Origin of the sequence: Nocardia sp. NPDC049190 (genome assembly GCF_040648115.1) — a bacterium.
In the GTDB taxonomy this organism is placed as follows: Bacteria; Actinomycetota; Actinomycetes; order Mycobacteriales; family Mycobacteriaceae; genus Nocardia.
Genome location: NZ_JBEZDE010000024.1, coordinates 24639 through 47478, shown reverse-complemented (window position 1 = coordinate 47478; position 22840 = coordinate 24639). Strand labels below are relative to the sequence as shown.

Here is a 22840-nt window from a genome sequence, read left to right as displayed (position 1 = left end):
TCTCAGGGTGCGATGTCACTCCTGAGGAGGACGACGGCAGCCATCGGCGCGGCACAGGATGATTCCGTGCATAGCTGGAGGGTCGTCGTCGTCACCGCGCTAGTTGGACTGCTCCCCGCACTGACCGGCTGTGCCGCGACATCGGGCAGGGGTGATTCCACCGTCGCGAACCTGGTCGCCCAGGCCGATGCCGTGCCGACGCCACGGTTGGACTGGGGGGAGTGCGCGGAGCCGGAGCTGAGCAAGTTCCAGTGCGCGACCGCGGCGGTGCCGCTGGATTACGCGAACCCGGACGGGCCGACACTCGCGCTGGCGGTTCTGCGTCAGCAGGCCGCCGACCCCGAGCGACGTATCGGCACGCTGTTCACCGCGGCCGGCGGTCCCGGTGGGTCGGGATTTCGCAGGGCCGCGCACGGCGAACTGTCGGGCGGCGAGATCGCGCGCAGATTCGACGTGGTCACCTTCGACCAGCGCGGTGTCGGGCGCAGCGCGCAGGTCCGCTGTTTCGCGAATGCCGAACAGCAACAGCGATTCTGGTCCGGGGTGCGGCTTCCGCCGGCGAATCCGGAGCACCAGCGCGACTCCGCACGGGCCAGCCGTGAGCTGGCCGCGGGATGCGCCACGCACAGCGGAGCGTTACTCGGGCACCTGACCACCGTCGACGTCGCGCGTGATCTCGACCTCCTCCGTCGCGCGGTCGGCGATCCGCAGCTGAGTTACGAAGGTAGTTCCTACGCAAGCTATCTGGGTGAGGTGTACGGTGCGCTGTTCGGCGACCGGGTGCGCGCGTTGTACCTCGGCTCGATGATGGATCCGGACACGTACACCAATGACACGCGCAGCGCCATCGAGGTCACCGCGAAAGGCGCCGAGGAGGTGCTCGGCGAATTCCTGCGATTGTGCGCAGCCGCAGGCCACTCGCGCTGTGCCTTCGCCACCGAACGTGGGCCGAGCGACAGTGCGGTGCTGGGTGGTGCCGTCGAATCGGACCTTTCCGGTGGGCTACCTGCCCGCAATGACGCTGTGCTGCAACACTTACGGCAGGGGCCGATCGTAGTCGGGGAGGGTGCGCAGGCGCGGGCGGTCGGCTACTCGGAGGTGCTGCCGTCGCACGCGCTTCTGCTGTACGACCCCGAGGAGGGCTGGCCCGCTCTCGCCGAACTGCTCGCCGAACTGGAACGCGGCCCCGCAGGCAATCCGAGGGTCGTCGGTGAGATCTTGACGGCCACCGCGCAGCCGTACGACTTCCTCGACTCGTTCACCGCAATTTCTTGCGCGGACAACAGCTTTCCGCGTGAACCAGACCAATGGCCAATGCTCGCAACCGGACTCGCGAATTCGAGTCCGACGTACGCTGCCTTCTGGCTCTATCTGCGCCAAGCGTGCGCCTCGTGGCCCATCCCGCCCGAGGGATATCCGCAGCGCTACCCGGGTCCGTGGATCCTGCGGTCGGATACCCCGGCGGTGCTGGTGAACAACCGTTTCGATCCGGTGACCCCGTTGACCGCGGCACGGCGCGCTCAGCAGGAGCTGGTGAACGCGAGGCTGGTTGTCGTGGACGGCGGATATGGGCACGCCACGCGCGGCGATTGTACCCGTCTCCTGCGGGAGCGCTACCTGATCGATCGACAACTTCCCGCTCCCGGCGCGACCTGTCGAGCCGGTGCGCCGCCGTTCGGCGCGTAGGACCCGTATCCGGGAGACTGTTCACCACACGGGAATACCGGTAATCTTGCGCACCGCTATGGGTGATTTCGGAGGAGGCATGGTTGCGTAGACGCGCCTTGTTCAAGGCAGCGGGCGCAGCCGCGCTGCTCGGTACTGCGGCAACGACATTCGGCAGGAATATCGCTTCCGCGGATCCAGCGTGGAATGCTCTGTTCCGCACGCTGGTGCCGGAGATCTTCGCGCCACTTCCCGACCCGCCCGCGCACTCGCCCGCGATTGTTATCGGCTCCGGCTTCGGTGCCGCGGTGACCGCACTGCGGCTGGCCGAGGCAGGCGTCGCCAATACCGTCCTGGAGCGGGGCTCGCGCTGGCCCAACGATCCGTGGCGGGAGATTTTCACCGGCGATGATCTGCCCGACGGCCGCGGCTTCTGGCATCGCACCGAGTTCACCGGCGTCACCAAGGTGCCGATGCGAGTCGCCCCGTTCGGTGGCGTACTGGACTGCACCGAGTACCCGGGCATCGATGTCTGGCGAGCCGCCGCGGTCGGAGGCGGTTCGGTGATCTTCACCGGGGCCATGATCGCCCCGGAACGCCGCTTCTTCGACCACCTCTTCGGTGGCACAGTCGACTACGGCGAGATGGACCGCGTCTATTACCCGCGGGTGCGGGGGATGCTGCGGCTGAGCCCGATGCCCGCCGACATCTACAACTCCCCGCCTTTCGCGCATTCCCGGGCCTGGGACGAGCAGGTCCGCAAGGCCGGTTACCAACCACAGGCGAGCGATTCGAACTTCTCCTGGGATGTCCTGCGTGCCGAGCTTGCCGGCGCCAGCAGGCCATCGGCCACGGCGGCTCGGAGCAATCTGGGCAACTCCAACGGCGCCAAGTTCGACCTCAACCAGAACTATTTGAAGTACGCGCAGAACACCGGCCGATCCCAGGTCTACCCGGGTCACCGAGTAGACGTCATCGCGCAGGAGCCCGGTGGCCGCTACTCGGTCACCGTGACGAAACTGGCCCCCACCGGCGACGTGCTCGGCACTCGCACGTTGACCTGTGATCGGCTTTTCCTCGGCGCCGGTTCGATCGGCACCTCGGAGCTGCTGGTTCGTGCTCAGGCCACCCGGACGTTGCCGAACCTGAACGAACACGTCGGCGACGGGTGGGGCACCAACGGTGATGTCGCGCTAGCCCGCGGCGCGAGTGACGTCGCCGGCAATGGCCAGGGTGTGGCGAGTGCGAGCCGGATCTTCGATGAATCCGAAGTGCCATTGACCCTGGAGAGCTGGTATATCCCCGGTATCCCGTTCGAGACCGGCGCGCTCGCCTCCCTCGGCATGGTCCTCGATTCGACTCGCGCCAGGTTCGGCTACGACAGGGCCACCAACCGGGTCGGGCTCAGCTGGTCGACGAAGAACCGGGACGACATCGTGGCCGCGGCCCGCGCGGTCGACCACCGGATCGCCGAGCGCGCGGGGGCGCTCAGCGAGTACGCCCAACTCGGATACGACGCGAACGCGCAGTTCACCGCACATCCGCTCGGCGGAGCGGTGTTGGGGCGCGCCACCGACAATTACGGGCGCGTGCACGGCCATCCCGGCCTCTACGTGATGGATGGTGCCGCGGTGCCCGGCAGTACCGGAACGATCAACCCGTCGCTCACCATCGCCGCACTGGCGGAACGCAATATCGCGGCGATCGTCCGCGCGGGGAGCTGAGTCGGCAGGAGCGGGCGCGCCGCGGAACTCGAGGCCGAGGGCCTGATATTGCCAGTCCCGCCGAGCGGGATCCCGCGTACTACTGTCGGCGACACCGTTCGGCGTCGAAGGGATTCTCCGTGTCCGCTCCATCCACCAGCTCGGGTAGTCGTCGTATCGATCAGGCGCAGGAGTCGCAGGATTATCCGCGCAAGCCGCCCGCGCTGTGGACCGATTTCCTGATGCTGACGCTGGCCGTGGTTTCCGTGGTGCTGGTCGCCTGGATCACCTTCTTCCCGGTCTCCGGCCATACCCATCGCGTGATCGTGCTGGTGGACTCGACAGTGTGCGCGGTGTTCGCCGTGGAGTTCCTGTGGCGCTGGCGCCGCGCGGGCTGGCCGTGGACCTTCCCGTTCGTCTACTGGTATGAGGTCCTCGGCATGATCCCGGTGACCAGCCCATTCTTCCGCGGCTTCCGGTTGCTGCGGATCGTGGTCATCGCCGTCCGGTTGGCCAGGGTCGCCGATCGCGCCTTCGGCGACCGAGTAACCGCGGCGGTGGTGAATCGGTTCGTGTCGACCATCGTCGACACCATCCGCCGTCCGATGACGATCGCGGTGATGGATGAGGTCGCCGACGTGCTGCGCACCGGTCATTACACCCGCAATATCGCCGCCGCGCTGGAGGAGAACCGCGCCGAGTTGGACGAGATGATCCTCGAGCTGATCAAGAAGGATCCGCAGGCGGGCCGAGTGCGCTACGTCCCGTTCCACGACGAGATCATCCGCCTGATCGCCGATACGACCTTCCGGATCGTGTTCCAGGTGCTGGATGACCCGCGCACCGACGAGCTGGTGTCAGACATGTTGCGCGAGAACATCGATCAGATTCGGGACGCGGTCCGCGACGGCGTCCGAGTAGCGCCGTCCGCGTTCGGTCCGAGTCCCGTCGAGTACGGCGTCCGGCATCAGCTCAATCGTGTCCCGCGTGCCTGATCGCATCCCTCGACTGCGCGAATCGGATTGTCTCCCAGCCGATCAGCGCGATGAGCACGGCGCATAGCAGCGACAATGCCGCCAGTGCGGGCAGCGCGCAGGCCAGCGGGATGAGCGCGAGCAACACGACGATGGCCACCACACGGGGCATGGTGACCGAGCCTGTGGCGTAGTGCTTGGAACCGACCAGTGCGATCAGATAGAGCACGACGCCGCCGTAGAGCGCGTACAGCGGGATTCCGTACAGCGCGTCCTGCAGAGTGTGATGCGACGAGTCGCCGACATAGTAGAGAACCTTTTTCAGTCCGAGCGACAGCGCGATGATTCCGACGATCATCGGGAAATGCCAAAAGGTATAGGAACCTCGCGCGATCTTGATCTGCCGCGCGCCGTCGGCATGTTCCAGTTCGTGTTCCACCGACAGGGCGGACACGTCGAAATACGCCCACCAGAGCAGTCCGGAAATGGCGAGGCCCAGCATCGAGCCGAGCGCGATCGGCCAGGAGATCGGCAGCCCGGCCACCCCGATGCCGATCGAAACAATGGATTCGCCGAGGGCGACGATGATGATCAACCCGTATCGCTCGCTGAAATGTTTCGCGGATTTCAACCGCCAGTCGGTGCCCGCGAACAATGTCCACAGGTAGTCGCCCGCGACGGCGGCGATCCACAGTGCGACTTGGACGACGCCCGAGGTCATCGCCGCGATGACCAGCAGCGTGGTGCCGATGGTGATCGAGCCGATGGACCAGCGCAGCACCTGGTTGCGCAATTGCGAGTCCTCGGAGCTGGCCAGCCAGAACATTGTGACGTGCACCAGTCGCACGACCAGGTAGGCGATCGCGAATACCAGCGGACCGAACCAGCCGCCGGGCAGGTCCTCGAACGCCTCGGGGATGGTGAGCGCGGCGAGAAAACCGCCACCCATCGCGGCGAACATCGCGACCCGTGCGATGCCTTCGTCGGCGCGGACCACATTGCCGAGCCAGGAATAGGCGATCCACAACCACCACATCAGGGCCAGTACCAGCAGTGCGCGCAGCATGTTCTGCGCGCTGGTCTCTCCCGCGGCCAAGTTGGTGACCATGGTGAACGCGAAAACGAGCACCAGGTCGAAGAACAGTTCGAGTTGGGTCACCGAGGCGTCTTCGGCCACCGATTGGAACCGGACTCGTTTGGAACCGATCATGGTCCACATCGTCGCACCGGTGGAGTCCACCTACTATCGATAGGTTCGATGAACACCACACGACCCCGGCCGCCGGGGTGGGGAGGGTTGCCATGAAATATTCCGACTTGCTGGTTCAGGCGCGGGACGCGGTCACCGTCCGCCGAGTTTTCGGCGAGCCGTACGAATCCGATGGAGCTGTGCTCATCACCGCCGCGTCGGTCGGTGGCGGCGGTGGCGGGGGTGGCGGAGTCGGCAACAATACCGATGGCCAAGGCGAGGGCGAAGGGGCAGCCTTCGGCTTCGGCGCCAAGCCCGCCGGCGTCTTCGTGCTGCGCGACGGAAAGTTCACCTGGCATCCGGCCGTGGATGTCAACGCCATCATTGCGACGGTCGGCATGGTGCTGATCGCCGGAATTCTTGCCTTCGCTGTGACGCGCCGCGGCAGGCGGCGCGCCTAGCGCTCAGTCCGACAAGGCGTGCTCGATGATCGCGTCCGGGCCGGGATATACGAGTGACTCGTGCCCGTCCGTGAAGCGCACCACGTAGGGTGGCGTCCCGTCCGGCCCACGGACCTCGATGATCTCGGCCTCGTGATCAACTTCTCCCACAACGTGTCCGTGCACGCAGAGTCGGTCTCCCACATTCGCCATCATCGTCCAATTATCGAACGGGGTGAGGCGTGTCACAACCACCCGGCGGCAAATGGGCGACTACGCGGCTCAGCAGTCCGGGCCGGCAAAGCGCTCGACGGCGGTCTCGATCAGTTCTCGGCTCTGTTTTTCGGTGAATACGTCCGGCAGCGTCAGCCGGTCCACGATCAGCCAGTTCAGCGCCAGGTACAGCAGCAGCACCGACTTCTCGTCGCCGGGCAGGCCCGCCGCCAAGTGATTGCGCACGTTGAACTCGATGTCGGTGCGCACGCGCTCGGTGAGCACCGCGCGCAGTTCCGGGCGTCGAGTCGCCTCCAGACGCAATTCGAGCAGCGCCAGGTAGCCGGTGCGAAACGCCTCGATGCGCCCGACTGTCTCGTTCATCAGCTCGGTGATGTTCGCGCGGTTCTTCGGCCCTTCGCTCAGCTTCAGCATGGTGGCCTCGCTCGGCTGTAAGCGCTCGTAGAATCGGCTGCCCGCCTGGGTGAGCAGGTCGTCGCGATTGGCGAAGTAGTTGGACGCGGTACCGGGGGGCACCGCCGCTTCCTTGTCCACCGCGCGGAAAGTCAGCCCTCGCGCGCCCTCGCGCGCGAGGACTTCGATCGCCGCGTCCACGAGAGCTTGCCGCCGTTCGGGGTTCGTCCGCACTAGACACCACTCCATCTGTAGTACTATCTTCAAACCACTGCAAATAGAGTACTTCGAATGAGGCGGTTCCGCGTTGCGAAAGCTTGTCTACTACGTCGGTGTATCCCTGGACGGCTACATCGCGGGTCCAGCTGGGGAGTTCGACTTCTATCCGTTCGATGCCGAGATGGTGGCCTGGACCAAAGCCGACTATCCGGAGTTCGTCCCCACGCACATACGCCCGCACGTCGGAATGGCGGTGGACGAGCCGAACAAACGGTGCGACGCCGTGGTGATGGGCCGCGGCACCTATGAGCCGGCACTGTCGATCGACGTGACCAGTCCGTACGCCCATATGAAGCAGTACGTCGTGTCCAGCACTCTCGGCCGGATCGATGACCCGGCCGTCGAGTTGGTCGAGCGGGACCCGGTCGGGTTCGTGCGCCGGCTCGAGCAGGAAACGGGCGGTGACATCTGGCTGGCGGGCGGAGGCAAACTCGCGGCCGCATTGCTCGGCGAAATCGACGAGATGATCATCAAGAGCTATCCGGTCGTCGCCGGTGGCGGCGTACCCGCCTTCTCCGGTGCGTTCCGGCCGACACTGTTCACCCCGACCGAGCGCAAGGAGTTCGGCAATGGCGCACTGGTCACCTGGTTCACCAGGGCTTAACGGTTCCGCGGGCCCGCGCGCCGGTCGGCCGGTGCGCTCAGCCCGCGTCGGCGAGAAACGACAGTCGCACCTGGCGGTCCGGATTGTCGATGTTGAGATCGACCACCGCGATCGACTGCCAGGTGCCGAGCGCGAGCGCGCCCCCGAGCACCGGAATCGTCGCGTAGGGCGCGATCAGCGCGGGCATCACATGCGAACGCCCGTGTCCGCGCGAGCCGTGCGCGTGCCGCCATCGGTCGTCGACGGGCAGTAGGTCACCCAGGGCGGTCAGCAGATCGTCGTCGCTGTGCGCACCCAATTCCAGTACGGCGACGCCGGCGGTGGCATGCGGTACGAAGATGTGCAACACCCCGTCGCCGCCCACCTCGCGGACGAACGTCGCGCATTGTGGCGTGATGTCCTGCACCACCTCGTGATTGCCGGTCCGCACCTCGAGCACTGTGGTCTTCACGCCCACATCGTCCCTCATTTCGCGCGGCGCGGAGGGTGTCATCCGAATCGGAGGCGACTGTAAGTTTTTGCACAGACCAGGCAGGTAGCAATAAATCGCTGGGCCGAGGCCGGTACTCTGAATCACCGTTACCAGCTTGTTGTCGATCTGGGAGGACCCTGTCGTGGCTCTCGTTGTTCAGAAGTACGGGGGATCCTCGGTCGCGACGGCCGAGCGTATCCGGCGTGTCGCTGAACGGATCGTGGAGACCAAGAAGCAGGGGCACGACGTGGTGGTGGTCTGCTCCGCCATGGGCGACACCACCGACGAGTTACTCGATCTCGCACAGCAAGTGGCGCCCACGCCGCCCGCCCGTGAGATGGACATGCTGCTCACCTCGGGTGAACGCATCTCGAACGCGCTGGTCGCGATGGCCATCCACTCCCTCGGCGCCGAGGCCCGCTCGTTCACCGGCTCGCAGGCCGGCGTGATCACCACCCGAGCGCACGGCAACGCCAAGATCATCGACGTGACCCCGGGCCGCGTCCGCGCCGCGCTCGACGAGGGCCTGGTCGTGCTGGTCGCGGGCTTCCAAGGGGTCAGCCAGGACAGCAGGGATGTCACCACGCTGGGTCGCGGCGGCTCCGACACCACCGCTGTCGCGCTGGCCGCGGCGCTGGAGGCGGACGTCTGCGAGATCTACACCGACGTGGACGGTGTCTACACCGCCGACCCGCGCATCGTGTCCGACGCGCAGCGGCTTGAGCAGGTTTCCTACGAGGAGATGCTGGAACTCGCGGCCTGCGGCGCCAAGGTGCTGATGCTGCGCTGCGTCGAATACGCCCGCCGCTACAACGTGCCTGTGCATGTGCGCTCGTCCTACACCGACAAGCAGGGCACCCTAGTTTACGGATCGATGGAGGACATCCCCGTGGAGCAAGCACTCCTCACCGGCGTCGCGCACGACCGCAGCGAAGCCAAGGTGACGGTCGTCGGACTGTCGGATGAACCGGGTTACGCCGCCAAGGTGTTCCGCGCCATCGCCGACGCCGAGATCAACATCGACATGGTTCTGCAGAACATCTCGAAGATCGAGACCGGCAAGACCGACATCACCTTCACGCTGCCGAAGGCCGATGGCGCGCGTGCGGTCGAATTGCTGACCAAACGCCAGGGCGAGATCGGCTTCTCCCAGGTGCTCTACGACGACCACATCGGGAAGGTGTCGCTGGTCGGCGCGGGGATGAAGAGCCACCCCGGCGTCACCGCCACCTTCTGTGAGGCGCTGGCCGATGCGGGCGTGAACATCGACCTCATCTCGACCTCGGAGATCCGGATCTCCGTGCTGGTCAAGGACACCGAACTGGACGAGGCGGTCAAGGTGCTGCACAACGCATTCAGCCTGGGCGGCGACGAGGTCGCGGTGGTCCACGCGGGGACAGGACGGTAGTCATGGGAATTCGAGTAGGCGTCGTCGGCGCGACCGGACAGGTCGGCGCCGTCATGCGCAGACTGCTGGAGGAACGCAACTTCCCGGCCGACGAGGTGCGGTATTTCGCGTCCGCGCGCTCGGCGGGTAAAACGCTGCCGTGGCGCGGTCGCGAGGTCATCGTCGAGGACACCGAGGTCGCTGATCCGTCGGGACTGGACATCGCGCTGTTCTCCGCGGGCGCCACCATGTCCCGGGTGCAGGCCCCGCGCTTCGCCGCGGCGGGTGTCACGGTGATCGACAATTCCTCGGCCTGGCGCAAAGACCCCGAGGTCCCGCTGGTGGTCAGCGAAGTCAACCCGGAGCAGGCCCGCAACCTGGTCAAAGGCATCATCGCCAACCCGAACTGCACCACCATGGCCGCCATGCCGGTGTTGAAGCCGCTGCACGACATCGCGGGACTGCGTCGTCTGATCGTTTCCAGTTACCAGGCGGTATCCGGTAGCGGTCTGGCCGGTGTGGAAGAGCTGGCAGGCCAGGCGCGCGCGGTGATCGACGACGCCGAGAAGCTGACCCATGACGGTCGCGCCGTCGACTTCCCCGCGCCGAACAAGTACGTGGCGCCGATTGCGTTCAATGTGCTTCCGCTGGCCGGTGCACTGGTCGACGACGGCTCCGGCGAGACCGACGAAGACCAGAAACTGCGCAACGAGAGCCGCAAGATCCTCGGCATCCCGGATCTCGCGGTGAGCGGTACGTGCGTGCGCGTTCCGGTCTTCACCGGCCATTCGCTGTCGGTGAACGCTGAATTCGCCGAGCCGCTCTCGGTCGAGCAAGCCAAGGAGATCCTGGCCAAGGCCCCCGGCGTGCGACTGGTCGACGTCCCCACCCCACTCGCGGCGGCGGGCATCGATGATTCCCTCGTCGGCCGGATCCGCCAGGATCAAGGCGTCCCGGACGGCCGCGGCCTCGCGCTGTTCATCTCCGGCGACAACCTGCGAAAAGGCGCTGCCCTCAACACCATCCAGATCGCCGAGGTCCTGCTCAGCGACCGCTGAATCACCAGCGATTGCCGCGGAGATTACTGCGAGCGAGGCACGCGAACAGGCTGTCCCCTTCGACACGGTGGACATCGTGTCGAAGGGGAACGCTGTGCGGGTTTCCGAGGAAGACTACGACTCACCTCACTGGTCACGACCGTCGAGTTGTTGAGCGGGTGTGAGGGCGCGCGTACGTCGATCGGTTCAGGAACTCGAGGGCGGTACCGAACGTGACCTCATCGAATGAGGGTCGTCTTTTCCGAGTCCGCGTTGGCGGAATACCCACGCGTGCTTCAGCGCGATCGCGTCGTGCGGGGAGAAGTTATCGGCGATGACGTCGATCCTTTCCCCGTGCCAGCGAGTTCAACGGCGACAGGGACTCTTGCCGCTGCTAACGATCGCGGATCCGATAACGGATCTTGCCAGCCGCCAGGTCGAGCGCGCCGAATAGGTGCCGCACACCTGAGTGGTGCTGGTAGTCGCCCGCACTTTGCCTTTGAGCGCAGTCGAACGGTGGTCATCAGGGGGCACAACAGTAGCCACAACACTGCGCTCAGCGAGACCGGGACGCCAGCACCACGACGTGGCCGGACGAAGCAGGAACCTGGTCGCAGGAAACAGCGATGACCGGCATGTGCAGGTTGAGCGGCTCGAGGTCGTCCACGCAGTTCAACTGCCTGTCGACGGGCGGATGGTTGTATAGATCCAGGTCGCGGCGCATTTTCACGGTGGACCTCCGGGTCGGTATCCGCTTTCAGGTCTTGGTCGCCTGCCACCACACCCTCGGCGTTGAGGATCTTGCGTAGTGTCTCGCGCCTGATATCGGCGATCATGTCGACGGCGAGCGCTTCTCGTAGTTTCGGCAGACTCCACACCGACAACGGCCAACCTCTATCCGATGGGTAGCACCGGGCGATGCGATCATGCGTCGCTCGATTCACTTCCTCGCCCTGCCCGCGCTCCATTACGCGGCCATAGTCTCGAACCCCGGTTCGTGAACTCGTGGGTTACCTGCTCAGCTGCGCTGACCTGCATCAACCTTGTGATCGCAGGGACCGGTCTTCGCCGAGCAGAGACCATCACCACGACCGCCCGTAGCGTCCTGATGGATTGGTCGCTCATCTCGGTGATCCTCAACAACCGGCGCCTTTTTGCGGGGTCTCCGCTTGCACAAACACTCCGGTTTCCGGGTGCACCGGAACCAACTTCACGGGCCCCGGCCCCGGGTCCATGATCAACCCGACACCCGACACCGACACCCGGGGCAACCCGTATAGCCAAGGTCCTAGATGAGTAATTCGCAGGGGTGATCGCGGTGTGGCGCGGACTGCGCTTGAGAACGGCCGAGGTCGGACTGTGCTCAGAGGTCTGTCACCAGACTGGGGTTGCGTGGTTCCCCGCGAGTTCTAGACGTGAGCCAACCTTGGTTCGCCGCCCCCTCGCCTGTCAGGCGAAACGCACCGTGAGCCTGTTGTCCACCGAGTTCGACTCATCCCGCTCAGCGGCTTCGATCAGCACGGAGGCGATCGCTTCGAACGCTTCGACGCCCATCATTTCTCTGCTGACCCCGGAGTTCTCCCAGACGATCTCGACCGGGCGTTCGACGTCTGTGGTCAGGCGGTCCCACAGGGCGGCCAGATTGTGCCCGTAGTACGGGCCGAAGTCCAGAGGTCCCCACAGAGCGCGGTGTAGATCCGCATGGGTCCGGATCTGTGTCCCGTCGATAGTGACGCGCATGGTGTTGCTTCCAGTTCGACAGTTGGAATAAGTGGAACTATGGGTCCGAAATAGGTTGGCGTGCAGCTGACCAAGTGCCCGGCGCCCGGTGCGAAGATTTTTTCCATTGAGCGCAGTCGAATGGTGGTTATCAGGGGGCAGAACAGCAGCCATAACACTGCGTTCAGCAACGCTGCGCTCAGCGAGCAACGGGGGCGTCAGCACGCGGATGTGGCCGGACGCGGCACTAGGCGCGTGCGTTGAGTCGACTGCCAGGTCTGCGAACTCGGCGCGGACGAGATTTTCTAGGGTTGTCGGCTGCGCTGCGGTGCCCGTAGTGGGTCGGAGGGGGGTCCGATGATCTGGGCTTGCTTGTTCGGTTGGCCGTTCAACGTGCGCGCAGGCCGTCGAAGACGACGGAGAAGGTGCGGTCGCGCTGGGCAGGGGTGGTGGCGGTGCTGTGGGTGGCGAGGAAGGCGCCCTTGATGATTCGCATGAGGTCGTCGATCGCGATATCGGTGCGAACGGCCCCTGCCCGCTGCGCACGAGTGAGCAATGCGCCGATCGCCGTGTTCAGTTCGTGGACCGGCTTGAGGTATTCGGGGGTGGCGGTGCCGCCGACGGCGTGGGCGAGGTCGCGTTTGACGGTGCCTTCCGCCGCGAGTTGGTCGAGGAAGTCGAAGAAGGCGGTGCCGGGATCCGGCGCGGCGGCCAGTTCGCGGGCGATCGCGATGATCCGGTCCACCCGGTCCACGATCGCCGCCTGGAATAACGCCTCCTTGGTGGGGAAATGTCGGTAGACGGTGCCCGCTCCGACGCCGGCGCGTCGCGCGATCTCGTCCAGTGGCACCGAAAGTCCCTCGGCGGCGAAGGCTTCCTGTGCGGCGGCGAGTACCCGCGCGCGATTGCGGCGGGCGTCGGAGCGCAGGGTTCGAAGCTCGGATTCGGCCACGACAGGAGTCTACTTCGCCTCTTGACAATCGGGGCGCACGTTCCGAATGATAAACGGGTGCTGCGTTCCGCTTATCTGGAGGTGTTCAATGGCAGCGTTGCAATCAGTGGAAAGCCCGCGTGAGCTGGTTGAACGGATGTTCAACGACCTACCGGCCCGTGATCCCGATGCTTTCGTCGCGTTATTCGCTCCCGACGCGGTCTTCGAGATCCCATTCACCATTCCCGGTCTTCCCACCCGGCTGGAAGGCAGGGAAGCAATTCGGGAGCACTTGGCGCAGCGGTGGTCGGGGTTGTCCGGAATCGAGGTGCACGGCAGCTATCCCCAGGTGTACGACACCGGCGATCCGGAGGTACTGCTTGTCGAGAACGAGGTCGACATGACACTTCCCGGCGCCGAGCGGGCGCGTGTCCGGACGTCCGTCAACGTGGTTCGGGTCCGCGGCGGCAAGATTGTCCTATTCCGCGACTACATGGACACGGCCCGGTTTGCTCGCCGCGCCATGAGCTGACGAACGCGGAAATGCCCTCGCTTCGCTCGGTCCGCCGCTGTTAACCTGCGCCGATGGCGAATCCTCATCCTCATGTGTATCTCGGCGACCGGATCGTCGCGGCCGAAGCGGCCACGGTCGGCGTCGCTTCCTCCGCGGTGCTGTACGGCCTGAGCGTCTACACCGTCTTCCCCGTGCATGTGGATGGGACGGCGCGCACCGCATTCCGCCTGGAAGACCACTTCCGGCGACTCGAGGAGTCCTGCAAGATCATCGGGATCGATCGGTTCGCCGCGGAGTGGGACTTCGCCCGGTTCCGCGCGGCCGTGGTGGAATTGGTCGGTAGGAACGCGCCGGTCGAGGATGTATTCGTTCGTGCCACAGTGCACGTGGTCGAGTCCATTCCCGGGACCCGGGTGCGCGGCTGCGCGATCCAGGTCAGCATGTTCGTCTACGACGCGGTGCCGATCGTTCCACAGAACGGCATGCGTCTGAAATCGAGTCCGTGGCGGCGCATTCCGGACAATGCGATACCGTCGCGCGCCAAAGTGAATGGCGCCTACGTGAATTCGGTGCTCGCCAAGCAAGACGCGATCGACAGCGGTTACGACGACTGTGTCTTTCTCGACGGCAACGGCCATGTCTGTGAGCTGAGCGCGGCCAACATCTTCCTTGTCCGCAATGGCACCCTGATCACCCCCGACGTCTCCTGCGACATCCTCGACGGCATCAACCGCAGGACCGTCCTGACCCTCGCGGCCGAAGACGGCATCCCGATCGTCGAGCGCACCGTCGACCTCACCGAGTTGTATATCGCCGACGAAGCGTTCGTCACCGGGACCTCGTCCGGCGCTGCCCCGGTCATCGAAGTCGACGGCCGCCTGATCGCTGACGGCGCCCCGGGGCCGGTCGCCCAGTCATTGCGTAAACGCCACCATGCCGCGTTGCGTTCCGACGATATGCACGGGTGGGTTACACAACTGCCTGCGACATAGTAGAAATGAGCCCGGCCGAGGCTATGGGCGCAGGTCCGGTATCCGGCACTGCGGCCTTATGCGGGCAGTTCATGTCGTCGCGTATGTCCGAATCCCGCGCCCGGCGTGCGGCATCCGCTCAGCGAATGCCCGGTGTTCGCGGATCGGGGCCGACGCAGACCAGGATGGCACAGCCCGGCGGGATATCGGTGAACGGCGGCGCCAGCGCGTTGTTCAGGCACGCGAAAACAGTGCAGCCCGGGTAAGCGGCGGGTCCGATACCGAAGACCGCGATCAGAAGGTTCACATCGATGAACCGCCTCGGGTCCAGCTGCAGCGGCGGCTCGACATAGGGTCCGGGGTCGGGCACCGGCCGTTCGTCGAACGCCGCGAACACCTTGCGGAAGAACTCGTATGGCAGTTCCGCGATGTTCTGCAGAACCCCAGTGAAGCCCTGGTTGCTGACGTTTCCGAAGGCACCCGTCCACACCACCGTGAGATCGAGGCTGGGAATGATGAAAACGTTCTGCATGCCGAGCCCCGACATTGTGTACACATCGGCCGGCAAAAAGGCGGGGTTCTCTATACAGCCGGCCCCGAGCCAGAACAGATACCCATAGCACGGGTTCGCGGGCGAGGGCTGCCGTGCTTTCTTCAGGTAGTCGCCGGAGACGACCTGGCGCGCACCCCACTGCCCATTGTTGCTCACCAGCAGGCCGAGCTTGGCGAAGTCGTTCGGTGGGATCATCAGATGCGCGTAGCCGTAGGTGTGTCCGGAGCGGTCGCGGGCCCAGTAGTAGTCGCTGCGGGGAACGCCGAGCGGATCGAACAATTCACGCTGCGCGAACTGCTGCAGCGGTTCCCCGACCGCCAGTTCGAGCACATAGGCCAACAGGTCGACATTGCGCTGGCTGTAAGAGAACGCGGTGCCGGGCGAATTGTCCAGCGGCACGCCCAGCGCCTGTACCGCGCTGTTCGGATCGATCGGGATCACGCCGGTCGCGCCCTCGGTCAGCACTCCGACCTGCATGCCCGATGTCTCGGTGAGCAAGTGCTCCACCGTGATCGACCTGTGCACCGGGTCGCCGAGCCCGGCGGGCAGATAGCGGTCGATCGGCGTCGTGAGATCGAGCTTGCCTTGGTCCCAGGCGATTCCGGCGAGCAGCGAGACGATGCTCTTGGTCGCACTCCAGATGTTCCATGCGACATTGCCGGTCTGGTCGTTCGTCAGCCCCTCGCCGATCAGGCAGTTATGCCGGAATACCTGCACATTGAGCCGGTTTCGCCCGGCCGCGAAGGCGAGCGCCTCGTGGAGTCGCTCGGAGTTCAACCCGACCTGTTCCGGTGCGGCACGCTCCAGGTCGCGGCCCGAGGTGACCGCGCATTGCACCTGGCCCGGTGCACCGTCGGTCGCCGCGTTCGCGCCCACGGCGAACACGTCTCCCGCTACCAGCGATACCGCCGCAATCCCTACCAGGAATCCACCGAAACGCCGCATGCGCACGAGGCTATCGCGCTCGGCCGCTGATCAGCGGCCAACAGGCTGGTGCGGCGACCGAAACTTTGCCCGAGGCGCGACCTGCGTTCGGGACCTCCTGCGTCGGTTCGTCGACAGTGTCGCGCTCGACGTCGAGCGAGTTCGAGTGACCGCGGGGATGTCACGTGTACGGAGACCGATAGAGGAGAAGGCGTTACGTCTCGATCAGTAGCGAGCGTTGTTGGCCTGCAACAGCGGGGACACGTTCGACGGACGTCCGTCCACGGTCGCTCCGGCGAACTGGAGCATCGGGGCCAACATTCTGTTGTTCTGGGCCGGGAAGTTCAGCGTGGGAGTCGACACCTCATCGAGCGTGGTGCGCTGGGCATCGGTGAGCGTCGTGTCCAGAGCATGCAGGTTGGCCTCGAACTGGTCCATCCGACGCGCCCCGACCAGCGTCGAGGTGATCCCGGGACGACCCTGCACCCAGGCCAAGGCGACCGCGGCGGGACTGGCGCCCACCTCGCGGGCGACGGCGTTGAGGGCGTCTATCACGACGTAGTCGGCCTCGGTCGGGGCGCCGACCAGCTGCGCGCGGGTGGTGTCGATCCGGCCGGTGCTGGTGCTGGAGTACTTCCCCGAGAGGAATCCACTCTTGAGCGGCCCCCACGGCAGAACGCCCATGCCCATGGCCTGGGCCATCGGGATCAACTCTCCTTCCGAGGTCCGCTCGAGCAGCGAGTACTCCAGCTGCAGCGCGATGATCGGCGCCCACCCGCGTAAGCGCGCGAGGGTAGCCGCCTCGGCCGTCGCCCACGCCGGCACGTCGGAGAATCCGATGTAGCGAACCTTTCCGCCGCTGACCAGGTCATCCAGCGCGCGGAGGGTCTCCTCGACCGGCGTGTTCGGGTCGAAATTGTGCAGCCAGTAGACGTCGACATAGTCGGTCCGTAGACGCCGCAGCGAATTCTCGAGCTGTTGCACAATCGCTTTACGGCTGGGTCCACCGCCGTTGGGATCGTTCTCGTAGAGGTTGCAAAAGAACTTCGTGCCGATCACCACCCGATCCCGTAGCGCGTGCTGCCCGGCGAAGTAGTCCCCGATGATCTTCTCGGAGTGGCCGTTGGTGTAGATGTTCGCCGTGTCGATCGAGTTTCCGCCGCGGTCCAGGTATGCGGCGAGGATGCTGGTGGACTCCGCCACGCTGCTGCCCCAGCCGTGATCCTCGCCGAATGTCATCGTGCCCAGCGTGAACGGACTGACTCGCAGTCCCGAGTGGCCGAGCGTGACATAGGAATCGAGCGGCATCGCCGAGCTCCTTTCGTTGCTGTTCGAGGCGCCATCGGGCCGCCCCGCTGTATTCCTCCAGTCAAGCCCGCCGCGCTGTGTTCGCCTAGACCGATGTCGGCAGATCGTTGCACGATCCGCTCAACATTGTCCGGATCATGATTGTCCGGATCACGCCGAACGCCGTGGCGGATCCGTGGTTCACTGGCAGGATGCGCCACCTGGAAGAACTGCGAAGCCGGATCGCCCGACTCGCCGCGGGCAGCCCGAGCCCGTCATGGCTGGAGGGAATGACGGTGTTCTCCTCCGAGCGCGTGACCGAACCGCTCGGTTTCGTCACCGAGCCCGTGCTCGCCCTGGTCGTCCAGGGAGCGAAACGGTCTGCTCTCGGTGACCACATCTTCGATTACCACACCGGCCAGTACCTCGTTGTGACCGTCGATCTTCCGCTGACCTCGCAGATCACCCACGCCACACCCACCGAGCCGTTCCTGGCGTTCGGGCTGCCGCTGCGACCCGAACTCATCGCGCAACTGCTGATCGAAGCCGGCCCCACCGCCGTGCCGCCACACGACGGGCCGGGTATCGCGATCAGCGACGCCGACGACAAACTACTCGACGCCGTCGTCCGGTTGCTGCGCCTGCTCGACGAGCCACGTGACGTCGCGGTGCTGGGGCCCGATGTGCGCCGGGAAATCCATTGGCGACTGTTGAACGGACCCCAGGCGGCCATGGTCAGGCAGATCGGCCTGGCCGACAGCCGCCTTGCCCTCGTCGCCCGCGCGATCGGGTGGATCAAGACCTACTACGACCAGGTGATCCGGATCGATGACCTCGCTGACGACGTCGGTGTGAGTGTCTCCTCGCTCAATCGGCACTTCCGCGCCGTGACCGCTATGAGTCCGCTGCAATACCAGAAACAGCTCCGACTGCAGAAGGCCCGCATTCGACTTATCGCGGCGCCGCACGACGTGGCCGCGATCGGCTACGCCGTCGGGTATGACAGTCCTTCGCAGTTCAGCCGCGAGTACCGGCGCATGTTCGGCGCCCCACCTGGTCGGGACGCAGCGCGCCTGCAAACCGTGGCAACCGTCCAGGATTGAACGCTCACAGCTTGGCGGCGAGCACGTCGAGTTCGCTGATCTCCGGCGGCGAGGCGAACAATTCGTCGGCGCGGGCGCCCAGCGCCTGCCCGACCGCTCCGTGCAGATGCGCTGTGCGCGCGGCGTCGTCCGGGAAGGCGTCGATGATGCCGTAGGTGGACGGGCCGAAACGAACGGCGAACCAAGGTTCGGTGCCGGGCTCCCGCTCCACGAGCGGAAGGGCGGAAAGCAGGAACTCCTCGACCGCGTCTTCTTTACCGGATTTTGCTTCGAGACGAACAAGCAATGCCTTGGTTGCCATGATCTGCCTCCTCGGTTGCGGGGGTTGCGGGGGTTGCGGGGCTGCGCGGCTGGTCGAGCAGAACCGTCGTCGCGTTTCGCCGGTGATTGCTGATCTGGCCCGGTCCGGTCTCTACGCGTGCCGTGGGGTCACTCTGCATCTGCCCAAATGTCGCAGGCGAATGAAGCATCTCTGCGTGTCTCTGATGTTTGGCAGTGTTTTCGGCTGCCAACTCGGTTGTGCCAGCAGCCCGGTTATCACGCTAGACCGGTTCGGGATGCACCGGTAGCGATGCTACATATCTGGCTGAATCAGCTGTTCAGAGTTCTATCGCCGATTTCGAAGCCTGCCGGAAGGGCGGGCTGTCTCTGGTCTACTTCCAGCTGAGTCGGCCACAGGCAAAATCCTGGTTACTCCCACTGCTGGGGAAGATTCGCGCCATCGTAACCAGATGATTGTCATATCTTTGCCATGAGCCGCTGAATGGCGGATGAGCGGGAGGATTCGTCGATTCTCGGCCGATGAGGTGCGTGGCAGGTGGGCCCAGAAGACTTCGCGGGTCGGCCGTTGGCGCGCGTTATGGAGGAAGTCGCCGGGATTGCCGTCCGCGTCGTCGACGGAGTGGCTCAGACAACGGTCCGCCCATTGCGGGATATCAGCGAGACACTCGATCTCGGTGCCAGGAGAACTGTCGCCGCCGATGGGGATGGCGCTGCCTTCGTCGACACTCCCACGCTCCAGTTCGGCCGGATGGGGGAAGGGCACGATGCTGAAGGGGTCGAATACTGGGAGCCCGGTGCTCAGGACTGGAGTGAGCACAGCACACGGCGATTCGACATGCTCGAGATGGGGGATGGATACATCGGAGAGGACGTCCCAGGGCGAGTGTCGGCTTCCGGCGTCTACTACTGCCGCAACGACTTCGATCGACAACCGTTCCGTCTCCACGTGCGCGACGACAACCTCATCTACGACGCGAACGGAAGGTTGTTCGATACCAGGGAGGGGAAGTTGATCGACGTTTTGGGCCGTCGGCAACGCCGAGCGATCTTTGTGATGGATGCCGACGGAAACTTCTATGCTTCGCTTTTCGGGAAACGACATGTCTTCCAGCACTCCAGTTTTTTCGCAGGCGAGCCGGTGGCGGGGGCCGGCGTGATCGAGGTCGTGAACGGCGAACTGCGGATGCTCAGCGACGACAGCGGCCACTATCTACCCGAACGGCGCCACATGCTGCAGGTCGTAGACCGCCTCCGTGAACTCGGTGTGCGCGTCGATCCGGATCGGGTGTTGATCAGGGATGGTGGAGCGTGAGGTAGGCACCGGCTGCCAGCCGTGGCGGCGGCATCCGGAACATCGCGCCAGGAGGTGGACCCGCGCCGGCGTTCTGCCAGCAGTCGCTCGAGTACAGCCACGATCGGCACAAGTTGCCTGATCAGCCAGGTCCAAACCTGGCCAGGAGTGCACTCCGGATGGCTACCGTGATCATATGAGCAAAGTGTGGTTCATCACCGGCGTCTCCCGCGGATTCGGCCGGGAATGGGCACTCGCCGCGCTGGAGCGAGGTGACAGCGTTGCCGGCACCGCGCGCGATCTGAGCACGCTCGACGATCTGGTCGTCGAATACCCCGACACCTTCCTGCCGCTGCGGTTGGATGTCACCGATCGAGCGGGGGACATCGCCGCGGTGCGGCAGGCCGCCGATCGGTTCGGGCGGCTCGACGTCGTCATCAACAACGCCGGCTACGGGCAGTTCGGCATGATCGAAGAACTCAGCGAGGAGCAGGTGCGGGCGCAGTTCGAGACCAGTGTGTTCGGGGCGCTGTGGGTCACCCAGGCGGCGTTGCCGATCCTGCGGGCACAGGGCAGCGGTCACATTATTCAAGTCTCCAGCATCGGTGGCATCACCGCGTTCCAGAACCTTGGCGCGTACCACGCGTCGAAGTGGGCACTGGAAGGGTTCTCGCAGTCCCTGGCGCAGGAAATCGCCCCCTTCGGTCTCCATGTGACTCTGCTCGAGCCCGGCACGTTCGGCACCGAGTGGGCTGGTCCCTCGGCCCGGCACGCCACGCCGAACTCGGCCTACACCGCGGTCCGAGAGGCCAGGGCCGTCCAACGTTCCGCGGTGCCCAGCGGCGATCCTGCCGCCACCCGCGCCGCGATCCTGGCCGTGGTCGACGCCGAGCAGCCGCCGCTGCGCATGTTCCTCGGCGAGTTCCCGCTCGCCATCGCCACCGCGGACTACGAATCCCGTCTGGAACTGTGGCGCAGGTGGCAGCCGATCGCCGCTGCCGCGCAAGGTGATTGACATATCGCGACCTCGGCGGGATGGGCGGCACGGCGTTCGAGTGCGCCTACTCGACCTGATGTCCGGCCGAAACTGGTGACGCTACAGACTCCGCGGTCACCGTTCGTCGAGCAGCCGCAGAATCTCCGCGCGCAATGCGGCGCGGACGCGTTCTGCGGATGCGGCGGGTAGGCCGGCCTCGATCAACGCGGCAGAAACACTATCCGAGGCCGTCCATGCGATCTCGTCGGCCGTCAGATCGGATTTCTGCGCAAGGATGGAATCCGTTTCCGTCCAGGCCGATTCGGCTGTGGACGCGGCCTCGTCCAGCTCGGCATCGCCACTGGGCGACGCCATGGCCTTCGGCACATCCCTGCGCACGCGGCGGCCGATCGCCGTGCCGATCCGCTGCAGCACGGTCTGGGTGCCGGTCTTCGATTCTTCCTTGATGGCTTCGGCTATTCCGTCGGCGACGTTCTGTAACAGCCAGAGGCCCACCACGACCGCCAGCGTGGCGGGGTGTCGAACCGAACCTCGCCCGGCGGTTGCAGATGCGGAAGATCGATGGCCAGTTCGTCCGCAACCACCGCAGCCGCTGCCTCGATGTCGCTCATGTGCCGCCCTTCTTTCCTCGCAGCAGATATCCACGCGCCGACCTCGGCCGATGCAATGCGGTCTCATCTCCGACAAGAATTCTTCGTATGGCGCGATCGTCGCCGGCGCCGAGCGCCTGCGCGATCAGCTCTCGGTCCACATCCAGCCAATAATCATCGAAATCGAACCACTGGTGGAACATCCCGTCCACGAAGCGGACGGCTAATTCGTCCGCGACCCGAAAGATCCGCGCCTCCGGCGGATCCACACCGCGCGGTTCGATCGACTCCATCAGGCAGCCGGCCAGTGTTCGAGCGGCGTGCAGATACGGATACCCGTCATAGAGCAGCTTGGCGAACCGGCCTCGGTCGAAGGTTTCCAGATCCCGTGCCGCGCGCTGTAGTTGCTCGCCACAGTCGAGAAGCCCGCCTGCCAGGCTCGCCACCACCTCGGAGAATCCCTCTCGAACAGCGCGTGCGATCACTGGTTCGATCGGTTGCGACGTGACGATCTGCCGGTCGGCATGCATCAGATACGTTGCCCAGAGCAACAGGCCGTCCGATCCCGCGCCCTGTGCTATTCCACTGGCCAGTAGGACTCCGATCAACACGTCTGCGGCGGTCGCGCCGTCGACCGAGCCCACCTCCCGCTCAGCCCACAACACCCCCAACAGCCGTTGTTCCTGTGCATTCACGAGATCCAGCGGCGCCATTCCGGGTTGCGCGATACTGCCCAACTGCAGTTCCTTCGTGATGGCGAGTAGGCCACGCCGAATCGGCGCCACCGCATCAGCGGCCGTGATCGCGATCGCATTCCGCATGAACTGCAGCAGGTAGGCGCTTTGTTCGTCGGCGCAGGGGATCCGCCACCCGCGATGGGTCAACGCCATCAGTCGGTCACGAGCAGGGGTTCGCGCGAGATCGACATCGATGGTGCGCCACTCGATCGCGCTCGGCGGCGCGACTCGGTGTAGCCGGCCGGACCGGTCCGGCCGGACTTCCGCCCATCCCTCTCGAACGACTTCGTCGTCCTGGTGCTGCCGGATCCGTGCCGACATACCCGAGATACCCCGCTGAGGATCTTCGGCTACGGCTTCGAGGTCTCGTTGTGCGGTCTCGGCGTACTGCTCGAGTAGTTGGAGACTCCCGTTGAGGTAGGTCGGGTGACTGCCGACGAGAGCGCACGCCAGCAACGGTGCTTCGGAGAGCCACGCCTCATCCCTCTGCGGTAATGACCACACGCCGGAGCCCCCTTACGCTGGCGGATGCGCCCAATCTATCCGACCGGGCCGTGTCCCAAC

General features: G+C 65.2%; 23 protein-coding genes and 1 pseudogene. 13 read left to right on the top strand and 11 right to left on the bottom strand.

Going from position 1 to position 22840, the window contains the following annotated elements; genetic code table 11:
• Positions 1-66: 66 nt before the first annotated feature.
• The 3 genes from AB0B25_RS21005 to AB0B25_RS20995 all read left to right on the top strand — a co-directional run bounded on the left by AB0B25_RS21005 (position 67) and on the right by AB0B25_RS20995 (position 4363).
• Entirely contained in the window at positions 67-1686 is a 1620-nt protein-coding gene (locus tag AB0B25_RS21005) for an alpha/beta fold hydrolase (protein ID WP_357181962.1), read from the top strand.
• An 83-nt stretch (positions 1687-1769) separates the two neighbouring features.
• Positions 1770-3389: a GMC oxidoreductase gene (locus AB0B25_RS21000; RefSeq protein WP_357181959.1), complete on the top strand. Its 1620-nt coding sequence runs from the start codon at positions 1770-1772 to the stop codon at positions 3387-3389.
• Between the two features lie 119 nt (positions 3390-3508).
• Positions 3509-4363: an ion transporter gene (locus AB0B25_RS20995; protein ID WP_357181956.1), complete on the top strand. Its 855-nt coding sequence runs from the start codon at positions 3509-3511 to the stop codon at positions 4361-4363.
• Here AB0B25_RS20995 and AB0B25_RS20990 read toward each other — a convergent pair.
• Positions 4341-5552, bottom strand: a complete 1212-nt coding sequence (locus AB0B25_RS20990) for a low temperature requirement protein A (protein ID WP_357181953.1) — start codon at positions 5550-5552, stop codon at positions 4341-4343. The two genes, AB0B25_RS20995 and AB0B25_RS20990, sit on opposite strands and share 23 nt — an antisense overlap.
• A 92-nt stretch (positions 5553-5644) precedes the next feature.
• On the opposite strand from AB0B25_RS20990, the gene AB0B25_RS20985 reads away from it, so the two are divergent.
• Complete coding sequence (locus AB0B25_RS20985; protein WP_357181950.1) at positions 5645-5992, top strand: sporulation protein; 348 nt, start codon at positions 5645-5647, stop codon at positions 5990-5992.
• Positions 5993-5995: 3 nt separating this feature from the next.
• On the opposite strand, the gene AB0B25_RS20980 is transcribed toward AB0B25_RS20985, so the two are convergent.
• Positions 5996-6184, bottom strand: a complete 189-nt coding sequence (locus AB0B25_RS20980; RefSeq protein WP_357182074.1) for a DUF1918 domain-containing protein — start codon at positions 6182-6184, stop codon at positions 5996-5998.
• A gap of 69 nt (positions 6185-6253) precedes the next feature.
• Positions 6254-6847, bottom strand: a complete 594-nt coding sequence (locus AB0B25_RS20975; protein WP_357181947.1) for a TetR family transcriptional regulator — start codon at positions 6845-6847, stop codon at positions 6254-6256.
• Positions 6848-6905: 58 nt separating this feature from the next.
• Between AB0B25_RS20975 and AB0B25_RS20970 the strand changes: the two genes are divergently transcribed.
• Complete coding sequence (locus AB0B25_RS20970) at positions 6906-7481, top strand: dihydrofolate reductase family protein (RefSeq protein ID WP_357181944.1); 576 nt, start codon at positions 6906-6908, stop codon at positions 7479-7481.
• Between the two features lie 37 nt (positions 7482-7518).
• Here the strand turns inward: AB0B25_RS20970 and AB0B25_RS20965 are convergent, their stop codons facing one another.
• Positions 7519-7932, bottom strand: coding sequence for a YjbQ family protein (locus AB0B25_RS20965; protein ID WP_357181941.1), 414 nt, complete (start codon positions 7930-7932; stop codon positions 7519-7521).
• A 163-nt stretch (positions 7933-8095) separates the two neighbouring features.
• On the opposite strand from AB0B25_RS20965, the gene AB0B25_RS20960 reads away from it, so the two are divergent.
• The 3 genes and pseudogenes from AB0B25_RS20960 to AB0B25_RS20950 all read left to right on the top strand — a co-directional run.
• Entirely contained in the window at positions 8096-9361 is a 1266-nt protein-coding gene (locus tag AB0B25_RS20960; RefSeq protein WP_357181938.1) for an aspartate kinase, read from the top strand.
• A gap of 2 nt (positions 9362-9363) precedes the next feature.
• Positions 9364-10398, top strand: coding sequence for an aspartate-semialdehyde dehydrogenase (locus tag AB0B25_RS20955; protein ID WP_357181935.1), 1035 nt, complete (start codon positions 9364-9366; stop codon positions 10396-10398).
• 188 nt (positions 10399-10586) lie between these two features.
• Positions 10587-10715: pseudogene (locus AB0B25_RS20950) on the top strand (SPOR domain-containing protein); the annotation flags it as partial.
• Between the two features lie 1111 nt (positions 10716-11826).
• Here AB0B25_RS20950 and AB0B25_RS20945 read toward each other — a convergent pair.
• Together AB0B25_RS20945 and AB0B25_RS20940 are read right to left on the bottom strand one after the other, a co-directional pair.
• Positions 11827-12117: a barstar family protein gene (locus AB0B25_RS20945; protein WP_357181932.1), complete on the bottom strand. Its 291-nt coding sequence runs from the start codon at positions 12115-12117 to the stop codon at positions 11827-11829.
• Between the two features lie 367 nt (positions 12118-12484).
• The gene (locus tag AB0B25_RS20940) at positions 12485-13048 is read right to left on the bottom strand and encodes a helix-turn-helix domain-containing protein (protein ID WP_357181929.1); all 564 of its coding nucleotides are present in this window, start codon (positions 13046-13048) and stop codon (positions 12485-12487) included.
• Positions 13049-13136: 88 nt separating this feature from the next.
• Here AB0B25_RS20940 and AB0B25_RS20935 point away from each other — a divergent pair, with 88 nt between their 5' ends.
• The gene (locus tag AB0B25_RS20935) at positions 13137-13559 is read left to right on the top strand and encodes an SgcJ/EcaC family oxidoreductase (RefSeq protein WP_357181926.1); all 423 of its coding nucleotides are present in this window, start codon (positions 13137-13139) and stop codon (positions 13557-13559) included.
• A 53-nt stretch (positions 13560-13612) separates the two neighbouring features.
• Entirely contained in the window at positions 13613-14533 is a 921-nt protein-coding gene (locus AB0B25_RS20930) for an aminotransferase class IV (RefSeq protein ID WP_357181923.1), read from the top strand.
• Positions 14534-14651: 118 nt separating this feature from the next.
• Here AB0B25_RS20930 and AB0B25_RS20925 read toward each other — a convergent pair whose 3' ends face one another.
• Both AB0B25_RS20925 and AB0B25_RS20920 read right to left on the bottom strand, forming a co-directional pair.
• Positions 14652-16010 carry a serine hydrolase gene (locus AB0B25_RS20925; RefSeq protein ID WP_357181920.1) on the bottom strand — a complete coding sequence of 453 codons (1359 nt, stop codon included), beginning with the start codon at positions 16008-16010 and terminating at the stop codon, positions 14652-14654.
• A 204-nt stretch (positions 16011-16214) separates the two neighbouring features.
• Positions 16215-17297, bottom strand: a complete 1083-nt coding sequence (locus AB0B25_RS20920; RefSeq protein WP_357181917.1) for an aldo/keto reductase — start codon at positions 17295-17297, stop codon at positions 16215-16217.
• 137 nt (positions 17298-17434) lie between these two features.
• Between AB0B25_RS20920 and AB0B25_RS20915 the strand changes: the two genes are divergently transcribed.
• The gene (locus AB0B25_RS20915; protein ID WP_357181914.1) at positions 17435-18379 is read left to right on the top strand and encodes an AraC family transcriptional regulator; all 945 of its coding nucleotides are present in this window, start codon (positions 17435-17437) and stop codon (positions 18377-18379) included.
• A gap of 4 nt (positions 18380-18383) precedes the next feature.
• On the opposite strand, the gene AB0B25_RS20910 is transcribed toward AB0B25_RS20915, so the two are convergent.
• Positions 18384-18680, bottom strand: coding sequence for an antibiotic biosynthesis monooxygenase (locus AB0B25_RS20910; RefSeq protein ID WP_357181911.1), 297 nt, complete (start codon positions 18678-18680; stop codon positions 18384-18386).
• Positions 18681-19196: 516 nt separating this feature from the next.
• Between AB0B25_RS20910 and AB0B25_RS20905 the strand changes: the two genes are divergently transcribed.
• Together AB0B25_RS20905 and AB0B25_RS20900 are read left to right on the top strand one after the other, a co-directional pair.
• A complete protein-coding gene (locus tag AB0B25_RS20905; RefSeq protein WP_357181908.1) occupies positions 19197-19973 on the top strand; it encodes a hypothetical protein in 777 nt (258 codons plus the stop codon).
• Between the two features lie 175 nt (positions 19974-20148).
• Complete coding sequence (locus AB0B25_RS20900; protein WP_357181905.1) at positions 20149-20967, top strand: SDR family oxidoreductase; 819 nt, start codon at positions 20149-20151, stop codon at positions 20965-20967.
• 96 nt (positions 20968-21063) lie between these two features.
• Here the strand turns inward: AB0B25_RS20900 and AB0B25_RS20895 are convergent, their stop codons facing one another.
• Together AB0B25_RS20895 and AB0B25_RS20890 are read right to left on the bottom strand one after the other, a co-directional pair.
• On the bottom strand, positions 21064-21447 hold the full coding sequence (locus tag AB0B25_RS20895; protein WP_357181902.1) for a hypothetical protein: 384 nt from the start codon (positions 21445-21447) through the stop codon (positions 21064-21066).
• Between the two features lie 109 nt (positions 21448-21556).
• Complete coding sequence (locus AB0B25_RS20890) at positions 21557-22780, bottom strand: hypothetical protein (RefSeq protein WP_357181900.1); 1224 nt, start codon at positions 22778-22780, stop codon at positions 21557-21559.
• Between the last annotated feature and the right edge of the window lie 60 nt (positions 22781-22840).